Raw genomic sequence first — 13,455 nt, forward strand, 5'->3', positions numbered from 1 at the left:
TCCAATGTCTCATCTCAAATGGCTTTCTCTTTCTTCGCCTTGCCACGTCCGGAAAGGATCTGGTCGCGGGTGCGGAGGGAGGTGAGGGCCTTGAGGGTCGCCTTGACCACGTTGGCGTGGTTGGAGGAACCCATCGACTTGGCGAGGACGTCACGGATGCCGACCGCTTCGCAGACGGCACGGACACCGCCACCGGCGATGATTCCGGTACCGGGGGAGGCGGGCTTCAGGAGCACCTTGCCACCGCCGAACTCGGCGTAGATCTCGTGAGGGATCGTACCATCGACGATGCTCATCTTCTTGAGCTGCTTGCGGGCGCTTTCGCTGGCCTTCTTGATCGCGTCAGCGACTTCGTTGGCCTTGCCGAAACCGAGGCCAACCTTGCCACCCTTGTCGCCGGAGACGACCAGAGCGGAGAAGCTGAAGCGACGGCCGCCTTTGACGACCTTGGCGCACCGGTTGATGAAGACGACCTTCTCGGAAAGCTCGTTGCCATCGGCATCCGTCGGAGCCTGGCGCTCTTCACGGCGTGGGCCGCGTGGACCGCGGTTGCCGCCGCCGAAGCCGCCTTGGCCGCCACCGTAACCGCCGCCGCCTTGGCCGCGATTGCCTTGATAGCCACCGGATTGTTGGGGTGCCGGTGCGGCACCGCCGGATGGAGCGTTGTTTGGAGTAATTGCCATTTACGTGGGAAGCTTAGAATTGGAGGCCGCCTTCACGCGCTGCATCGGCGAGGGCTTTGACTTTTCCGTGGTAGAGGTGACCGCCGCGGTCGAAAACGACGGCGCTGATGTTCGAACCCTTGGCGCGTTCCGCGATCAGGGAGCCGACTTTCTGGGCGCTGGCGACGTTCGAGGACGCGTTCTCGATCGACTTGTCCATGGTGGACGCGGAGATGAGGGTCTTGCCCGCCGAGTCGTCGATGACCTGGACGTAGATATGTTGGTTCGAGTAGTAGATGGCGAGGCGAGGACGCTCGGCGGTGCCGGTGACCTTGCGGCGGATCCGCTTGTGGATGCGTTGGCGGATGCCCTTGCGATTGATGGTGCTCATATGGCCGGAATGGGGTTGGTGTTAATTGCGGCGGATTATTGTTATTTGCCGACGCTCTTGCCTTCCTTGCGGCGGATGTGTTCACCAGCATACCGCACACCCTTGCCCTTGTAAGGCTCCGGCGGATAGTAGCCACGGACCTCGGCGGCGAACTGGCCGACGAGCTGTTTGTCGATGCCTTCCACCTTGATCTTGGTGTTCTCGTTCACCGTGACGGTGAGACCGGCAGGGATGGGGTGGAGAAGCGGGTGGGAGCGACCGAGGGAAAGGTCGAGATCCTGGCCCTTGACAGCGGCCCGGAGACCGACGCCATGGATTTCAAGATCCTTGACGAAGCCTTGGGAGACGCCGTGGATCATGTTGTTGATCAGGCTGCGGGCGGTGCCATGGAGGGCACGCACCTGGCGCTGCTCGGAAGCGCGGGAAACGACAACGCTCTTATCCTCGTTCGTCAGGCTGATGCCATCCGGGAGGGTGAAGTCGAGTTTGCCCTTCGGGCCTTCGACGGTGACGTTGCGGCCGTCCAGCTTGACGGCGACCTTTTCAGGAAGGGAGATTGGTTTGAGACCGACTCGTGACATGGTTCTAGGTTCCTTTCGCGAGTTAGGGGTTACCAGACGGTGGCGAGGAGTTCGCCGCCGACATTCTGACGCTTGGCGGATCCGCCGGACAGCACGCCTTTCGGAGTCGAAAGGATCGAGATGCCCAGGCCGGACATGACGCGCGGGACCTCACCGGCACCGACGTATTGGCGGCGGCCTGGCTTGGAAACACGCTTGAGATCGGTGAGGACCGGACGGCCATCGACGAACTTCGGCTTCACCTTGAGCTCAGTGCGCTCGCCGGTGACGACTTCGTAGTTCCAGATGTAGCCTTCCTCCTGGAGGATCTTGGCGATGTCCGCCTTGATGCGGGAGTAGGGAGCGGTGAATTCCTCGTTGCCGGCACGGGCCGCGTTCTTGAAACGGGTGAGGAAGTCAGAGATTGGATCTGAGAGAACTGCCATGGTAATGGATTCCTTTGAAATGTTGTGGGGTTATCCGATTACTCGGCGGATGCGACGGCCTCTTCGGCCTTCTTGACATCGCGGAAGGGCAGTCCGAGTTCGGTGAGAAGGGAGCGGCCTTCGGCATCGGTCGGGGCGGAAGTGACGAAGATCAGGTCGAAGCCGATCTGGCGCTTGATCTGGTCGATCTCGATCTCCGGGAAGATGCTCTGGTCGGAGATGCCGCAGGCATAGTTGCCGCGTCCGTCAAAGGACTTGGAAGAGATACCACGGAAGTCCCGGATGTTCGGGGAAGTGATGTTGATGAAACGGTGCAGGAACTCCCACATGCGCTGGCCACGGAGGGTGGCACGCGCGCCGAGGGCTTCACCCTCACGGAGCTTGAAGTTCGCGACAGCCTTCTTCGAGAAAGTGATGGATGGGCGTTGGCCGGTGATCTTGGCGATCTCGTTCACGGCGTCGTCCACGGCGACCTTGCGGTCGGGGGCCTTGCCCATGCAGGAAGTCACGACGATCTTCTCAAGACGCGGGACCTGGTGTGGATTGGCGTAGCCGTGCTTTTTGGTCAAAGCCGGCACCACCTTATCCTTGTAGTGCTTTTGTAGTGCGTTGGTGCTCATGTTTTCAGCGGGTCAGCGTCTGCGCGACGCTTAAGCGCGGGCAGGGACGTTTCCGTCTCAGCCCAGTTTCTTGACGTTGGAGATATGGATGGAACCGTCGATGGTCTTCAGGCCACCATCGGGCTCCTGCTCGGAGCGGCGGATCGCCTTGGTGACGGGACGGACACCTTCGACAATCACGGTGTTCTTGGCCGCGTTGACGAGGGTGACGGTGCCGGTCTTGCCCTTGTGGCTTCCGGCGATGACTTGTACTTGGTCACCTTTTTTTACGTGAGTCTTGCTCATCTGGAGATGGTTTCGGTTGGGATTCGTGCGGCGCGGGGCGGCGTCTTAGAGCACTTCGGGCGCGAGGGAAACAATTTTCATGAATTGTTTTTCGCGGAGCTCACGGGCGACGGGTCCGAAGATCCGGGTACCACGCGGGTTGTTGTCCTTGTCGATCACGACGATCGCGTTGGAATCGAAGCGGAGGATCGATCCATCCGGGCGGCGGATGGGGTAAGCGGTACGGACCACCACAGCCTTGACGACGCTGCCTTTCTTGACCGAAGCGGTCGGGATGGAATCGCGGATGTGGGCGGTGATGACATCACCAACGTGGGCAGTGCGGGTGCGCTTGCCGAGCACGCCGATCATTTTTGCGCTGCGTGCACCGGTGTTGTCGGCGACGTCGAGCATGGTTTCCATCTGGATCATGGCAGTAAATCTAAGGAATTGGTTGTGTAGGAAGGTGAAGATGCGGAGCGGAGCACCGCGGATCCCGGATCAATGGGAAAGGACTTCGGCAAGGGCCCAGCGCTTCAGCTTGGAAAGCGGCTTGGTCTCAACAATGCGGACGCGGTCGCCGATCTTGGCCTGGCCGCTTTCGTCGTGCACGTAGTATTTCTTGGACCGTTTGACGATCTTGTTGAACTTCGGGTGCGGGACGCGGGCGACGTGCTCGACGACGAGGGTCTTCTCCATCTTGTCGGAGACGACGACGCCGACACGGGTCTTGCGAAGGTGCGGTTGGGAATCCTGAGTGTTCTCGCTCATGGTGCGTTCAGTTTAAGGGGCTTGGTGGGATCAGGCGCCTTTCTTGGCGTTCTGGGCGGTGAGGATCCGTGCGGTTTCGCGGCGGACTTGCGTGATGCGGGCCGGGTTTTCCAGCTGGCCGGTGGCGCGCTGGAGGCGGAGGTTGAGGGCCTCCTGCTTGAGGTCGCGCAGGTTCTTGGCGAGCTCGTCAGCGGAGAGTTGGCTGGTTTCTTTGCCTTTGTTCTTGGCCATGGTCGGACGTTGTTTGGTGGTTGGCTGACGGATCAGGCGTGGGGATTGCGGGCGATGAGGCGGGTGCGGAGACCCAGCTTGTAGGATGCCAGGCGCATCGCCTCCTTTGCCGCGGATTCGGTGACACCGCCGACTTCGAAGAGGATGTTGCCAGGGCGGACAACGGCCACCCAACCATCCACGGCACCCTTACCTTTACCCATCCGGGTTTCCGGTGGGCGGGCGGTGATGGACTTGTGTGGGAAGATCCGGATCCAGACCTTGCCCTTCCGCTTCAGGGAGCGGTTGATCGCGATACGGCAGGCTTCGATCTGGCGGTTGGTCATCCAGCCGCGGTCGAGCGTCTGAAGGCCGAAGTCACCGAAGGCGACGGTGGTTCCGCGCTGGGCGTTACCAGAGCGGCTTCCGCGGTGCGTCTTGCGGAACTTGGTTCGTTTGGGCATCAAAGGCATGGCTCGGTCCTCCTAAAAGTAAGATTTGTTGTTGGAAAAAATTGGTTCTTTGGAACAGGAATCAGTTGCGGTTCTGCGGGGCGCCACGGTCACCACCTCCACGGCGGTCACCACCACCGCGGCGTTCACCACCACGGTCACCGCGCTCGCGGCGTTCACCACGCTCACCGCCTGGGCGGCTGCCATCGTCTTCCTTCTTGTTGATCCAGCACTTGACGCCGATGATGCCATAGACGGTGCGGGCTTCGGCGAAACCGTAGTCCAGCGGGACGCGGAGGGTCTGGAGAGGCACCTTGCCTTCGCGGTATCCTTCGGCACGGGCGATGTCAGCACCACCGAGACGGCCGGCGACACGGAGGCGGATGCCTTCCGCACCGAAGTCCATGGCGGTCTGGAGGGCGCGCTTCATGGCGCGGCGGAAGCTGATCCGGCGCTCAAGCTGGACGGCGATCTGCTCGGCGACGAGCTGGGCGTCCAGCTCAGGCTTGCGGATCTCGACGATGTCGATCTTGACCTGGGCACCTTTCGCAAGGTCGGTGATGTCCTTGGTCATGATCTCGATCTCCTTGCCCTGGCGGCCGATGATGAGGCCGGGGCGGGAGGTGTGGAGAGTGACACGGACGCTGTTCCACGCACGCTCGATGACGACGCGGGACAGACCGGCGTTCTGGAGCTTGTTCTTGAGGTAACCACGGATCGCAAGGTCCTCGTGGAGTTTGTCAGTGAAGTCCTTGCCACTGGCATACCACTTGGAGCGCCAGTCTTTGCTGACGGCGAGACGGAATGCGATCGGATTTACTTTCTGGCCCATGGTCGGTGATGGATAAGATTAAAGGGAATCAGGCTTGCTCTTCCGTGGCGGCTTCAGCGGCTTCGGGAGCTTTTTCGGTTTTTTTGGCGGCCGCCTTGCGGGCGGGTTTCTTTTTCTTCTCAGGGGCGGAACCCACGAGCGTGATGGAAATGTGGCTGGTGCGCTTCAGGATCGGGCCTGCGGAACCCTTCGCCCGTGGGCTGAAGCGGCGGAGCGTGGGGCCTGCGCCGATGACCGCCTCCTTGATGACAAGGGAGTTGGTGTCGAGGGAGAAGTTGTTCTCCGCATCCGCGATGGCGGTTTTCAGGGTCTTGCCGATGAGGGTCGCCGCCTTCTTCGGGGTGTAGGTGAGGATATCGAGGGCGCTCGACACGGGGAGGCCTTGAATTTCACGGGCAACGTCACGCGCTTTCTGCGGCGAGAGACGAACGAATTTAGTGGTGCTCTTGACTTCCATGGTCGTGTCAACGGTGAGTGGTTACTGCGCGGATGCTTGTAGTTCGAGAATGGCGAGGTCGCCGGGGCGGGGAGTTTCGTTGGGAGTGTCCAGTCTTTCGACGAACGCGCCGCAGACGCCCTTGCGGACGTCAGCGATGATGGCCTGGCCGTAGGGCTGCTGTCCCCGGCTGAGGCGGAAAGTCATGCCGATCTTCGCACCCTGGGTCTCCCCCAGGTTGAGAACGAGCATGCCACTTTCCTGGTCGAGGCTGACAACGCGGGCTTCCTGAAGGGTCCCGGTGCGGACATCGGGGCGGGGCTTCTGGCGTAGTCCGAGGACGTCGTCAAGCTCTCTTAGTGAAGTTTCCAGACGAAGCAGTGCGTCCGGGTCGGAGACGACCGCCTTGCTGCGGTAGTCGCCGATGGTGGAGACGAGATGCATCACGGCGCTTTCGAGCCGGGTGGTGCGTTCGTTGGCGATCTGGAGATCCGCGGCGGCCTGGACGAGGCGGTCATTTCCGCCGTCGAGAAGGTTTTTGCCGAGGGCCTCCAGACGTTCGCGGACCTGCGCGAGTTGCTCTGATGCCTGCTTCTCGCCTTTGTTGGACTCGGCGAGGGCGCGCTGGAGCGACTGGTTCTGCTGCCGCAGGTCGAGGATGGTTTCCTGAAGCTCCTCCACGGTGGCCTGCCGCTGGGCCCGGGCAACACCCGTCCCGGCCAGCAGCCCGAGGGCGGCGGCAAGAGCAGGAAGTTGGCGGACGGCGAACATGGTCGTGGAGGATTCTGGCAGGAAAACGGATTACTTCTTACCGATACCGCCGTGCTGGCGGAAGATGCGGGTAGGAGCGAATTCGCCGAGCTTGTGGCCGACCATGTTCTCGGTGACATACACCGGGACGAAGGTCTTGCCGTTGTGGACGGCGAAGTTGTGGCTGACGAAGTCCGGGGTGATCATCGACTTGCGGCTCCAGGTCTTGATGGGCTTGCGGTCGGATCCGGCTTCGGCGACGGCGTCGATCTTCGCGAGAAGCTTCTGGTCGACGAACGGGCCTTTCTTGAGTGAGCGTGGCATGGGAAACGTGCTTTGGTTGGGAGTTTGAGAAGCGGTCGGTTACTTCTTCTTGTGGCGGGACTCGACGATGAACACGCTGGTGCCCTTCTTCGGCTTGCGGGTCTTTTCGCCCTTGGCGTGGCCCCATGGGGACAGAAGGTGCTGGCGACCACCACCGGACTTCGAGCGGCCTTCACCACCACCGTTCGGGTGGTCAACAGGGTTCATGGTCATACCGCGGACGGTCGGACGGACACCCTGCCAGCGGGTGCGGCCCGCTTTGCCGGAAACCTCGTTCATGTGGTCGCGGTTGCCGACCTGGCCGACGGTTGCGAACACATCGAGGTGGAAGCGGCGGATCTCGCCGGAGGGAAGTTTCACCAGCGCCCACTCGTCGTCACGGTTGGAGAGGACGGCGAACTGGCCGGCGGCACGCACCAGCTTGCCACCGGTGCCCGGGGTCAGCTCGATGTTGTGGATGGAGGTTCCCAGCGGGATGGAACGGAGCGGAAGCGCGTTGCCTGCCTTCGGAGCGGCGTTCTCACCGGCGCTCACCTTGCCACCGACTTCCAGGCCGATCGGGGCCAGGATGTAGGACTTCTGTCCATCCGTGTATTGGATGAGGGCGATGCGGCAGGTGCGGTTCGGATCGTATTCGATGCCGACGACGGTTGCCTCGATGTCACGCTTGCTGCGGCGGAAATCGACGATCCGGTAGTGGCGCTTGTGGCCACCACCGATGTGGCGGGTGGTGATACGACCGGTGTTGTTGCGGCCGCCGCTGCGCTTGAGGGGCGTCAGGAGGCTTTTCTCCGGGGTCTTCTTCGTGATCTCATCGAACGAAGGAAGCTGCTTGTAACGCTCCGGCGGGGTGTTTGGCTTGAAAGTCTTGAGTGGCATGACTCGCTGAACGGTTGAGTGTTGCGGTTAGAACTAACCCGGATCAGATGAGATCGAGGGATTCGCCTTCCTTGAGGCGGACGATGGCTTTTTTCCAGCTGCTGGTGCGACCTGCGTCGGCGCGGCGCTTGCGGCGCTCCTTGCCGTCGTAGTTGGCGGTGCGGACGGACACGGCGGTCTTGCCGAGCAGTTCCTTCACCGCTTGCTTGATCTCCACCTTGTTCGCGCTGCGGTCCACTTCGAGGGTGATCTCGTTGTTGGACTCCTGCAGCATGGTGGCCTTCTCGCTGAGGCGGACGTTTTTAATAACCTGGTAAATGTCTTTCATGGTCTCGGTTTCTGGTCCGGGGTTCAGGCGGTGCGGAATGCGAGGGTGCTGACAGCGTCACCCACGAGGATGATGCTGCGGGCGAGGAGGAGCTGCTCGACGTTGAGGTCGGAAGCGCTCACGAGCTGGGTCCAGCCGACGTTGCGGGCGGCGAGGAAGGTCTGGTCGTCGAAGTTGCCGACGATGAGCACCTTCTCGGCCGGGGTGATCGCCTCGACGGCGGCCACGAAGTCCTTGGTCTTGCCGCCGATGCTGAAGCTTTCGACGGTGGAAACCTTGCCGGCGCGGACAGCGTCACCCAGCACGCGGCGGAGAGCCAGCTTGCGGACCGACTTCGGCACGTCCTTCGAGTAATCACGCGGGCGTGGGCCGAAGACAACGCCACCACCGACGAAGATCGGAGCGCGCTTGTCACCGTGACGGGCGTTACCGGTGCCCTTCTGCTTGTAGATTTTCTTGTTGTTGCCGGAAACTTCGCCACGGGTCTTGGTGTTGGCGGAGCCGGTGCGGCGGTTGGCACGATAGGCGGTCACGAGATCGTGGACGGCCTGGCGTCCGCGCTCTGCTCCGACGAGGACCACATTGGCGGCCTGGGCGTCTGCTTCGGTAAAGGTCTTGGCTGACATGACTTGAAAGGCTGGTGAGAATTACAGGGGAATGTCCGGATCAAGCGGACTTCTTCTTGGCGGGGCGGATGGTGAGGTAGCCGCCCTTCGCGCCCGGAACAGCTCCGGAGACGAGGATGACGCCATCTTCCTTGCGGACGGCGACGACTTTGAGGTTCTGCACCGTGCGTGGCACGTTGCCCATGTGGCCGGGCATCTTCTGGTTTTTCCAGACGCGGCCCGGAGTGGAGCGGCAACCGATGGCGCCGGTCCGGCGGTGCATCATGGAGCCGTGGGTCATGCGGAGACCACCGAATCCGTGGCGGCGCACCGCGCCCTGGAAACCACGGCCCTTGGTGGTGCCGATGACGTCGACCCACTGGCCTTCGCTGAAGGTGTCGAGACCCGGAAGTTCGGCCGGCAGCTCAGCGCCGCTTTCGAAACGGAACTCCTGGACGAAGCGCTTCGGTGCGGAACCGGCTTTCTTGAAGCGGCCGAGATCCGGCTTGGAAACACGCTGCTCCTTCTGGTCGTCGAAGCCGACCTGGACGGCGGTGTAACCATCGGACTCGACGGTTTTGGACTGGAGGAGGGTGTTGCCGGCGACGTCGATGACGGTGACGGGGATCATGGCCTGCGTGCTCGAATCGAACAGGCGGGTCATACCGAGTTTTTTACCAAGAAGGCCGAGTGACATTGAAATGGGAAAGTTGGAAGTTGGATGTTATCAGTGAGACGGACTGGATAACGGACGGGTCAGATGCGGATGGTGATGTCGACACCGGCTGGCAGGTTGAGCTTCTTCAGCTCATCAACGGTGCGGGCGGTCGGATCGACGATATCGAGGAGACGCTTGTGGGTGCGGATCTCGAACTGTTCGGCGGACTTCTTGTTCACGTGGACGGAACGGTTGACGGAGAACTTCTCGATGCGGGTCGGCAGCGGGATGGGGCCGGCGACACGGGCGCCGGTGCGCTTGGCGGTCTCCACGATCTCCGCGGCGGAGCGGTCGATGGCGCGGTGGTCATAAGCGCGGAGGCGGATGCGGATCTTCTGATTTTCCATGGTGGAGATGTTGGTGCGTGTTCTAACGATTCGTTTTTAGAGCGAGTGATCGGTTCAACCCATGCGGTCGCTGGCGATCTCTTCGACGATATTGTTCGGGACCTGCTCGAAGTGCGATGGGGTCATCGCATAGGAAGCACGCCCCGAAGAAAGGGTGCGGACGGCGGTGGAGTAGCCGAACATCTCCTTGAGGGGGACGTTCGCGTGGACGATGGACAGCTTGCCCTTCGACTCCGTGTTCTGGATCTGTCCCCGGCGGCGGCTGAGGTCGCCCATGACATCGCCCTGGTAGTCGTCCGGAGTGGAGACTTCCACGGCCATGACCGGCTCGAGGAGGATCGGTTTCGCCTTCTTGAAGGCGTCCTTCATGGCGAAGATGGCCGCCATGGTGAAAGCGTTTTCGTTGGAATCAACGTCGTGGTAGGATCCGTCGAGGATCTCCACGTGCACGTCGATGACCGGGTAACCGGCGACGACACCGTTGGTCATCGACTCGTTGACTCCCTTGATCACCGCGCCGATGTATTCCTTCGGGATGGTGCCGCCGACGACCTTGTTGTCGATCGTGAGGCCCTTGCCCTTTTCATTCGGGGCGACGGAAAGGATGACGTGGCCGTATTGGCCGCGGCCGCCGGATTGCTTGACCAGCTTTCCTTCGCCACCGGCGGGAGCGGTGATGGTTTCGCGGTAGGCGATCTGCGGGGCGCCGGTATTCGCCTCGACCTTGAATTCGCGGCGGAGGCGGTCAACGATGATCTCCAGGTGGAGTTCACCCATGCCGGAGATGATGGTCTGCCCGGTTTCCTCATCGGTTTTCACCATGAAGGTCGGGTCTTCCTCGGAGAGGCGGCCGAGTGCGAGAGCGAGTTTCTCCTGGTCGGCCTTGGTTTTTGGCTCGACGGCCATCGAGATGACCGGCTCCGGGAAAGTGGGGGGCTCGAGAACCACATCGTGTTTCTCGGCGGCGAGCGTGTCACCGGTGGTGACGTTCTTGATGCCCACCATGGCGGCGATGTCACCGGAGTAACAGGCCTCGATGTCCTGGTGCTCGCTGGCCTGGATCTGGATCAGGCGGCCGACGCGCTCGGACCGGCGGGTGCGGGGGTTATAGATCGTGTCGCCTTTTTTGACGACGCCGGAATAGACGCGGAAGAAAACCAGCTTTCCGACGAACTTGTCAGCCCACAGCTTGAAGGCGAGGGAGACGAACTTTTCGTTGTCGGAGGTGATGACCTCGATCTTGTGCTCCTCGTTGTCCGGGTCCATGCCGATCGCGGCAGGGATGTCCAGCGGACTCGGGAGGTAGTCGACAACGGCGTCGAGAAGGTATTGGACGCCTTTGTTCTTGAAGGCGGAGCCACCGGCAACGGGAACAAGCTTGTTGGCGATGGTGGCACGACGGATGCCGTTCTTGAGATCTTCGAGCGAAATGGCTTCCTCGCTCAGGAATTTTTCACCGACGGAGTCATCGACATCGGCGACGGCGTTGAGGAGTTCATCGTAGGCCTCTTTACAGAGTTCGATCTGGTCGCCTTCCAGGTCTTTGACGGTGTAAGTTGAACCGAACTTGTCGTCGTCGGAGAAGTAGACCGCCTTCTGGTTCACCACGTCGATCTGGCCCTTGAGGTTCTCTTCGGAACCGATCGGGATCAGGATGCGGACGGCATTGGCCCCCAGTTTCTCGCGGACTTCCTTGACGACGTTGTCGAAGTCAGCCCCCACGCGGTCCATCTTGTTGACGAACACAAGGCGCGGGACGTTGTATTTGGTGGCCTGGCGCCAGACGGTTTCGGTCTGGGGCTGGACACCGGCGACGGCGTCGAAAACGACGATCGCGCCATCGAGCACCCGGAGGGAGCGTTCCACCTCGGCGGTGAAATCCACGTGGCCGGGGGTGTCGATGATGTTCACCCGGTGTTTCAGTCCCGGGAAAAGCTTGGTCACACCGGCCTCCTCATGCTGCCACCACTCGGTGGTGACGGCTGCGGAGGTGATGGTGATGCCGCGCTCGCGCTCCTGCTCCATCCAGTCGGTCGTGGCCGCACCATCGTGCACCTCACCCAGCTTGTGGATCATGCCCGTGTAGAACAGGATCCGCTCGGTGAGGGTCGTCTTGCCCGCGTCAATGTGCGCGGCGATCCCGATATTCCGGGTGCGCTCGAGCACGTATTGGCGGTTTGGACTGTTGGGGTTCACGACGGGATTTCGCTGGAGCGCGTATCAGTCAGATCAGAAGCGGAAGTGGGCGAAGGCGCGGTTGGCCTGTGCCATCTTGTGGACGTCGTCACGCTTGCGGACTGCGGAGCCCTGGTTGTTCGCGGCGTCCTTGATCTCGTTCGCCAGAGCAACGTGCATCGGCGTGCCTTTGCGGTTGCGGGCGTATTGGACGAGCCAGCGCATGGCGAGGGACTCGGAACGGTCAGCGGCGACCTCAAGCGGCACCTGGTAGGTCGCACCACCGACACGGCGGGACTTGACCTCAACGCGTGGCTTGGCGTTCTCGACGGCACGGGTGATGACTTCCAGAGGATCGACGGTGTCGATGCCTTCGTTCGCACGGTCGATCGCAGCATAAACGATGCGTTGTGCGAGGGAACGCTTCCCGTCGCGCATGATTTTGCTGATGAGGTGACCAACGAGCGGGCTGGCGTAGCGGGCGTCGCTGCGGTCGGGCTTGGTGAAGATGCGCTTGCGGCGTGGCATGGCAGTAAAAAGGTAAGGTTGGGGACGAAAAAATTAGCGCTTCTTGGCTGGAGCGGCTGCTTGGCCCGGCTTCGGACGCTTCGCACCGTACTTGGAGCGGCTCTGGCGGCGCTTATCGACACCGAGGGTGTCGAGGGAGCCACGGACGATGTGGTAGCGGACACCCGGAAGGTCCTTCACCCGGCCACCACGGACCAGAACGATGGAGTGCTCCTGGAGGTTGTGGCCTTCACCGCCGATGTAGGCGATGACTTCGAAGCCATTGGTGAGGCGAACCTTGGCGACCTTACGAAGCGCGGAGTTCGGCTTCTTGGGCGTCCGGGTCATAACCTGGAGGCAAACGCCCCGGCGCTGTGGACAGTTCACGAGAGCGGGGGACTTCGACTTCTCGGCCGGAGTGAGGCGTCCCTTGCGAACGAGCTGGTTGATGGTCGGCATGATTTCCTTGCGGTGGTTTCAGATTTTCCTTTCGGAGGACAATCCGGAGCAACGACAAGGCGACCTTGAAGTAGCTTTTTTCCGGAGCTGCACCCGATAATGTACCCTATGTGGAGGCAAGCTTCGTCAGGACGTCAGCAGGCCGCGTGGGGGCGGCGAAGATAGGTACCGCGGACGACCCTGCAAGCCCTAATTTGGAACTTTTTCAGAAATTTTCCGCCCCAACCAAAAAATTTGAGAAAATCGCCACAATTCCTTGAAAAGACAACATCCCCGGCACTCCGGGAATCGTCCGTATCAGCATCCGGAGGCAATCTCCGAAGTGGACACCAAGTCCAACAGCCCGGGAAAACGCCCGTCCACCTCCCCTTTCCGCAACGAGGTCATGCATTTCGTCCCCTCCACTTCCGTGCGGATCAGGCCCGCATTGCGCAGGACCTCGAAATGGTGCGAGCGGGTCGCTTTGGAGATCTCCAGCGGAACTTCGTTGCAGGCCATCGGGCGGCCCTGATCAAGCAGTTCCCTCACGATGGAAAGACGGCATGGATCCGAAAGCGCCTGCATCACCACCGGGAGGCTGATGGAGGCAAGATCCGGATGTTCATAGACTTTCATGCTCGCCCGGAATATACATCGTCCATCAAGTTCGACAATCATCGAAGTTTTCTTTTTGACGATCTGGCCAGCTTTGCTATTGTTCGACACATATCGAACAAAAT

Annotated in this window: 23 protein-coding genes; all 23 read right to left on the reverse strand. The window is 61.3% G+C overall.

Going from position 1 to position 13,455, the window contains the following annotated elements:
• Positions 1-14: 14 nt before the first annotated feature.
• Entirely contained in the window at positions 15-683 is a 669-nt protein-coding gene (gene rpsE / locus KF712_13550; GenBank protein MBX3742016.1) for a 30S ribosomal protein S5, read from the reverse strand.
• A gap of 13 nt (positions 684-696) precedes the next feature.
• Positions 697-1,053, reverse strand: coding sequence for a 50S ribosomal protein L18 (gene rplR / locus KF712_13555; GenBank protein ID MBX3742017.1), 357 nt, complete (start codon positions 1,051-1,053; stop codon positions 697-699).
• Between the two features lie 41 nt (positions 1,054-1,094).
• A complete protein-coding gene (rplF, locus tag KF712_13560; GenBank protein MBX3742018.1) occupies positions 1,095-1,634 on the reverse strand; it encodes a 50S ribosomal protein L6 in 540 nt (179 codons plus the stop codon).
• Between the two features lie 29 nt (positions 1,635-1,663).
• Positions 1,664-2,059: a 30S ribosomal protein S8 gene (gene rpsH, locus KF712_13565; GenBank protein MBX3742019.1), complete on the reverse strand. Its 396-nt coding sequence runs from the start codon at positions 2,057-2,059 to the stop codon at positions 1,664-1,666.
• A gap of 38 nt (positions 2,060-2,097) precedes the next feature.
• The gene (gene rplE, locus KF712_13570) at positions 2,098-2,679 is read right to left on the reverse strand and encodes a 50S ribosomal protein L5 (GenBank protein MBX3742020.1); all 582 of its coding nucleotides are present in this window, start codon (positions 2,677-2,679) and stop codon (positions 2,098-2,100) included.
• A gap of 57 nt (positions 2,680-2,736) precedes the next feature.
• Positions 2,737-2,964 carry a 50S ribosomal protein L24 gene (rplX, locus tag KF712_13575; protein MBX3742021.1) on the reverse strand — a complete coding sequence of 76 codons (228 nt, stop codon included), beginning with the start codon at positions 2,962-2,964 and terminating at the stop codon, positions 2,737-2,739.
• A gap of 45 nt (positions 2,965-3,009) precedes the next feature.
• Positions 3,010-3,375, reverse strand: a complete 366-nt coding sequence (gene rplN, locus KF712_13580) for a 50S ribosomal protein L14 (protein ID MBX3742022.1) — start codon at positions 3,373-3,375, stop codon at positions 3,010-3,012.
• 69 nt (positions 3,376-3,444) lie between these two features.
• Complete coding sequence (gene rpsQ, locus KF712_13585; GenBank protein MBX3742023.1) at positions 3,445-3,714, reverse strand: 30S ribosomal protein S17; 270 nt, start codon at positions 3,712-3,714, stop codon at positions 3,445-3,447.
• Positions 3,715-3,744: 30 nt separating this feature from the next.
• Positions 3,745-3,945: a 50S ribosomal protein L29 gene (gene rpmC / locus KF712_13590; protein ID MBX3742024.1), complete on the reverse strand. Its 201-nt coding sequence runs from the start codon at positions 3,943-3,945 to the stop codon at positions 3,745-3,747.
• A gap of 32 nt (positions 3,946-3,977) precedes the next feature.
• On the reverse strand, positions 3,978-4,397 hold the full coding sequence (gene rplP, locus KF712_13595) for a 50S ribosomal protein L16 (GenBank protein MBX3742025.1): 420 nt from the start codon (positions 4,395-4,397) through the stop codon (positions 3,978-3,980).
• Positions 4,398-4,458: 61 nt separating this feature from the next.
• Positions 4,459-5,208, reverse strand: coding sequence for a 30S ribosomal protein S3 (gene rpsC, locus KF712_13600; GenBank protein MBX3742026.1), 750 nt, complete (start codon positions 5,206-5,208; stop codon positions 4,459-4,461).
• Between the two features lie 28 nt (positions 5,209-5,236).
• Entirely contained in the window at positions 5,237-5,665 is a 429-nt protein-coding gene (gene rplV, locus KF712_13605) for a 50S ribosomal protein L22 (GenBank protein MBX3742027.1), read from the reverse strand.
• Between the two features lie 21 nt (positions 5,666-5,686).
• Positions 5,687-6,415: a hypothetical protein gene (locus tag KF712_13610; GenBank protein ID MBX3742028.1), complete on the reverse strand. Its 729-nt coding sequence runs from the start codon at positions 6,413-6,415 to the stop codon at positions 5,687-5,689.
• A gap of 30 nt (positions 6,416-6,445) precedes the next feature.
• Positions 6,446-6,718, reverse strand: coding sequence for a 30S ribosomal protein S19 (gene rpsS / locus KF712_13615; GenBank protein ID MBX3742029.1), 273 nt, complete (start codon positions 6,716-6,718; stop codon positions 6,446-6,448).
• A gap of 39 nt (positions 6,719-6,757) precedes the next feature.
• Positions 6,758-7,597: a 50S ribosomal protein L2 gene (rplB, locus tag KF712_13620; GenBank protein MBX3742030.1), complete on the reverse strand. Its 840-nt coding sequence runs from the start codon at positions 7,595-7,597 to the stop codon at positions 6,758-6,760.
• Between the two features lie 43 nt (positions 7,598-7,640).
• The gene (rplW, locus tag KF712_13625) at positions 7,641-7,925 is read right to left on the reverse strand and encodes a 50S ribosomal protein L23 (GenBank protein MBX3742031.1); all 285 of its coding nucleotides are present in this window, start codon (positions 7,923-7,925) and stop codon (positions 7,641-7,643) included.
• 23 nt (positions 7,926-7,948) lie between these two features.
• Positions 7,949-8,551: a 50S ribosomal protein L4 gene (gene rplD, locus KF712_13630; protein MBX3742032.1), complete on the reverse strand. Its 603-nt coding sequence runs from the start codon at positions 8,549-8,551 to the stop codon at positions 7,949-7,951.
• A gap of 40 nt (positions 8,552-8,591) precedes the next feature.
• Positions 8,592-9,227, reverse strand: a complete 636-nt coding sequence (rplC, locus tag KF712_13635; GenBank protein MBX3742033.1) for a 50S ribosomal protein L3 — start codon at positions 9,225-9,227, stop codon at positions 8,592-8,594.
• A 59-nt stretch (positions 9,228-9,286) separates the two neighbouring features.
• Positions 9,287-9,595 (reverse strand): 30S ribosomal protein S10, encoded by a 309-nt coding sequence (gene rpsJ / locus KF712_13640; GenBank protein ID MBX3742034.1) that lies wholly within the window; start codon positions 9,593-9,595, stop codon positions 9,287-9,289.
• A 54-nt stretch (positions 9,596-9,649) separates the two neighbouring features.
• The gene (gene fusA / locus KF712_13645) at positions 9,650-11,761 is read right to left on the reverse strand and encodes an elongation factor G (protein ID MBX3742035.1); all 2,112 of its coding nucleotides are present in this window, start codon (positions 11,759-11,761) and stop codon (positions 9,650-9,652) included.
• A gap of 63 nt (positions 11,762-11,824) precedes the next feature.
• On the reverse strand, positions 11,825-12,298 hold the full coding sequence (rpsG, locus tag KF712_13650; GenBank protein ID MBX3742036.1) for a 30S ribosomal protein S7: 474 nt from the start codon (positions 12,296-12,298) through the stop codon (positions 11,825-11,827).
• A gap of 33 nt (positions 12,299-12,331) precedes the next feature.
• Entirely contained in the window at positions 12,332-12,736 is a 405-nt protein-coding gene (gene rpsL, locus KF712_13655) for a 30S ribosomal protein S12 (protein MBX3742037.1), read from the reverse strand.
• A gap of 297 nt (positions 12,737-13,033) precedes the next feature.
• Positions 13,034-13,351 (reverse strand): helix-turn-helix transcriptional regulator, encoded by a 318-nt coding sequence (locus tag KF712_13660; GenBank protein ID MBX3742038.1) that lies wholly within the window; start codon positions 13,349-13,351, stop codon positions 13,034-13,036.
• Between the last annotated feature and the right edge of the window lie 104 nt (positions 13,352-13,455).

The organism is Akkermansiaceae bacterium, from assembly GCA_019634595.1.
Taxonomy (GTDB): domain Bacteria; phylum Verrucomicrobiota; class Verrucomicrobiia; order Verrucomicrobiales; family Akkermansiaceae; genus Luteolibacter.

Coding starts and splice junctions, on each gene's coding strand:
- rpsE (MBX3742016.1), bottom strand. CDS start 683: ATGGCAATTACTCCAAACAACGCTCCATCCGGCGGTGCCGCACCGGCA.
- rplR (MBX3742017.1), bottom strand. CDS start 1,053: ATGAGCACCATCAATCGCAAGGGCATCCGCCAACGCATCCACAAGCGG.
- rplF (MBX3742018.1), bottom strand. CDS start 1,634: ATGTCACGAGTCGGTCTCAAACCAATCTCCCTTCCTGAAAAGGTCGCC.
- rpsH (MBX3742019.1), bottom strand. CDS start 2,059: ATGGCAGTTCTCTCAGATCCAATCTCTGACTTCCTCACCCGTTTCAAG.
- rplE (MBX3742020.1), bottom strand. CDS start 2,679: ATGAGCACCAACGCACTACAAAAGCACTACAAGGATAAGGTGGTGCCG.
- rplX (MBX3742021.1), bottom strand. CDS start 2,964: ATGAGCAAGACTCACGTAAAAAAAGGTGACCAAGTACAAGTCATCGCC.
- rplN (MBX3742022.1), bottom strand. CDS start 3,375: ATGATCCAGATGGAAACCATGCTCGACGTCGCCGACAACACCGGTGCA.
- rpsQ (MBX3742023.1), bottom strand. CDS start 3,714: ATGAGCGAGAACACTCAGGATTCCCAACCGCACCTTCGCAAGACCCGT.
- rpmC (MBX3742024.1), bottom strand. CDS start 3,945: ATGGCCAAGAACAAAGGCAAAGAAACCAGCCAACTCTCCGCTGACGAG.
- rplP (MBX3742025.1), bottom strand. CDS start 4,397: ATGCCTTTGATGCCCAAACGAACCAAGTTCCGCAAGACGCACCGCGGA.
- rpsC (MBX3742026.1), bottom strand. CDS start 5,208: ATGGGCCAGAAAGTAAATCCGATCGCATTCCGTCTCGCCGTCAGCAAA.
- rplV (MBX3742027.1), bottom strand. CDS start 5,665: ATGGAAGTCAAGAGCACCACTAAATTCGTTCGTCTCTCGCCGCAGAAA.
- KF712_13610 (MBX3742028.1), bottom strand. CDS start 6,415: ATGTTCGCCGTCCGCCAACTTCCTGCTCTTGCCGCCGCCCTCGGGCTG.
- rpsS (MBX3742029.1), bottom strand. CDS start 6,718: ATGCCACGCTCACTCAAGAAAGGCCCGTTCGTCGACCAGAAGCTTCTC.
- rplB (MBX3742030.1), bottom strand. CDS start 7,597: ATGCCACTCAAGACTTTCAAGCCAAACACCCCGCCGGAGCGTTACAAG.
- rplW (MBX3742031.1), bottom strand. CDS start 7,925: ATGAAAGACATTTACCAGGTTATTAAAAACGTCCGCCTCAGCGAGAAG.
- rplD (MBX3742032.1), bottom strand. CDS start 8,551: ATGTCAGCCAAGACCTTTACCGAAGCAGACGCCCAGGCCGCCAATGTG.
- rplC (MBX3742033.1), bottom strand. CDS start 9,227: ATGTCACTCGGCCTTCTTGGTAAAAAACTCGGTATGACCCGCCTGTTC.
- rpsJ (MBX3742034.1), bottom strand. CDS start 9,595: ATGGAAAATCAGAAGATCCGCATCCGCCTCCGCGCTTATGACCACCGC.
- rpsG (MBX3742036.1), bottom strand. CDS start 12,298: ATGCCACGCCGCAAGCGCATCTTCACCAAGCCCGACCGCAGCGACGCC.
- rpsL (MBX3742037.1), bottom strand. CDS start 12,736: ATGCCGACCATCAACCAGCTCGTTCGCAAGGGACGCCTCACTCCGGCC.
- KF712_13660 (MBX3742038.1), bottom strand. CDS start 13,351: ATGAAAGTCTATGAACATCCGGATCTTGCCTCCATCAGCCTCCCGGTG.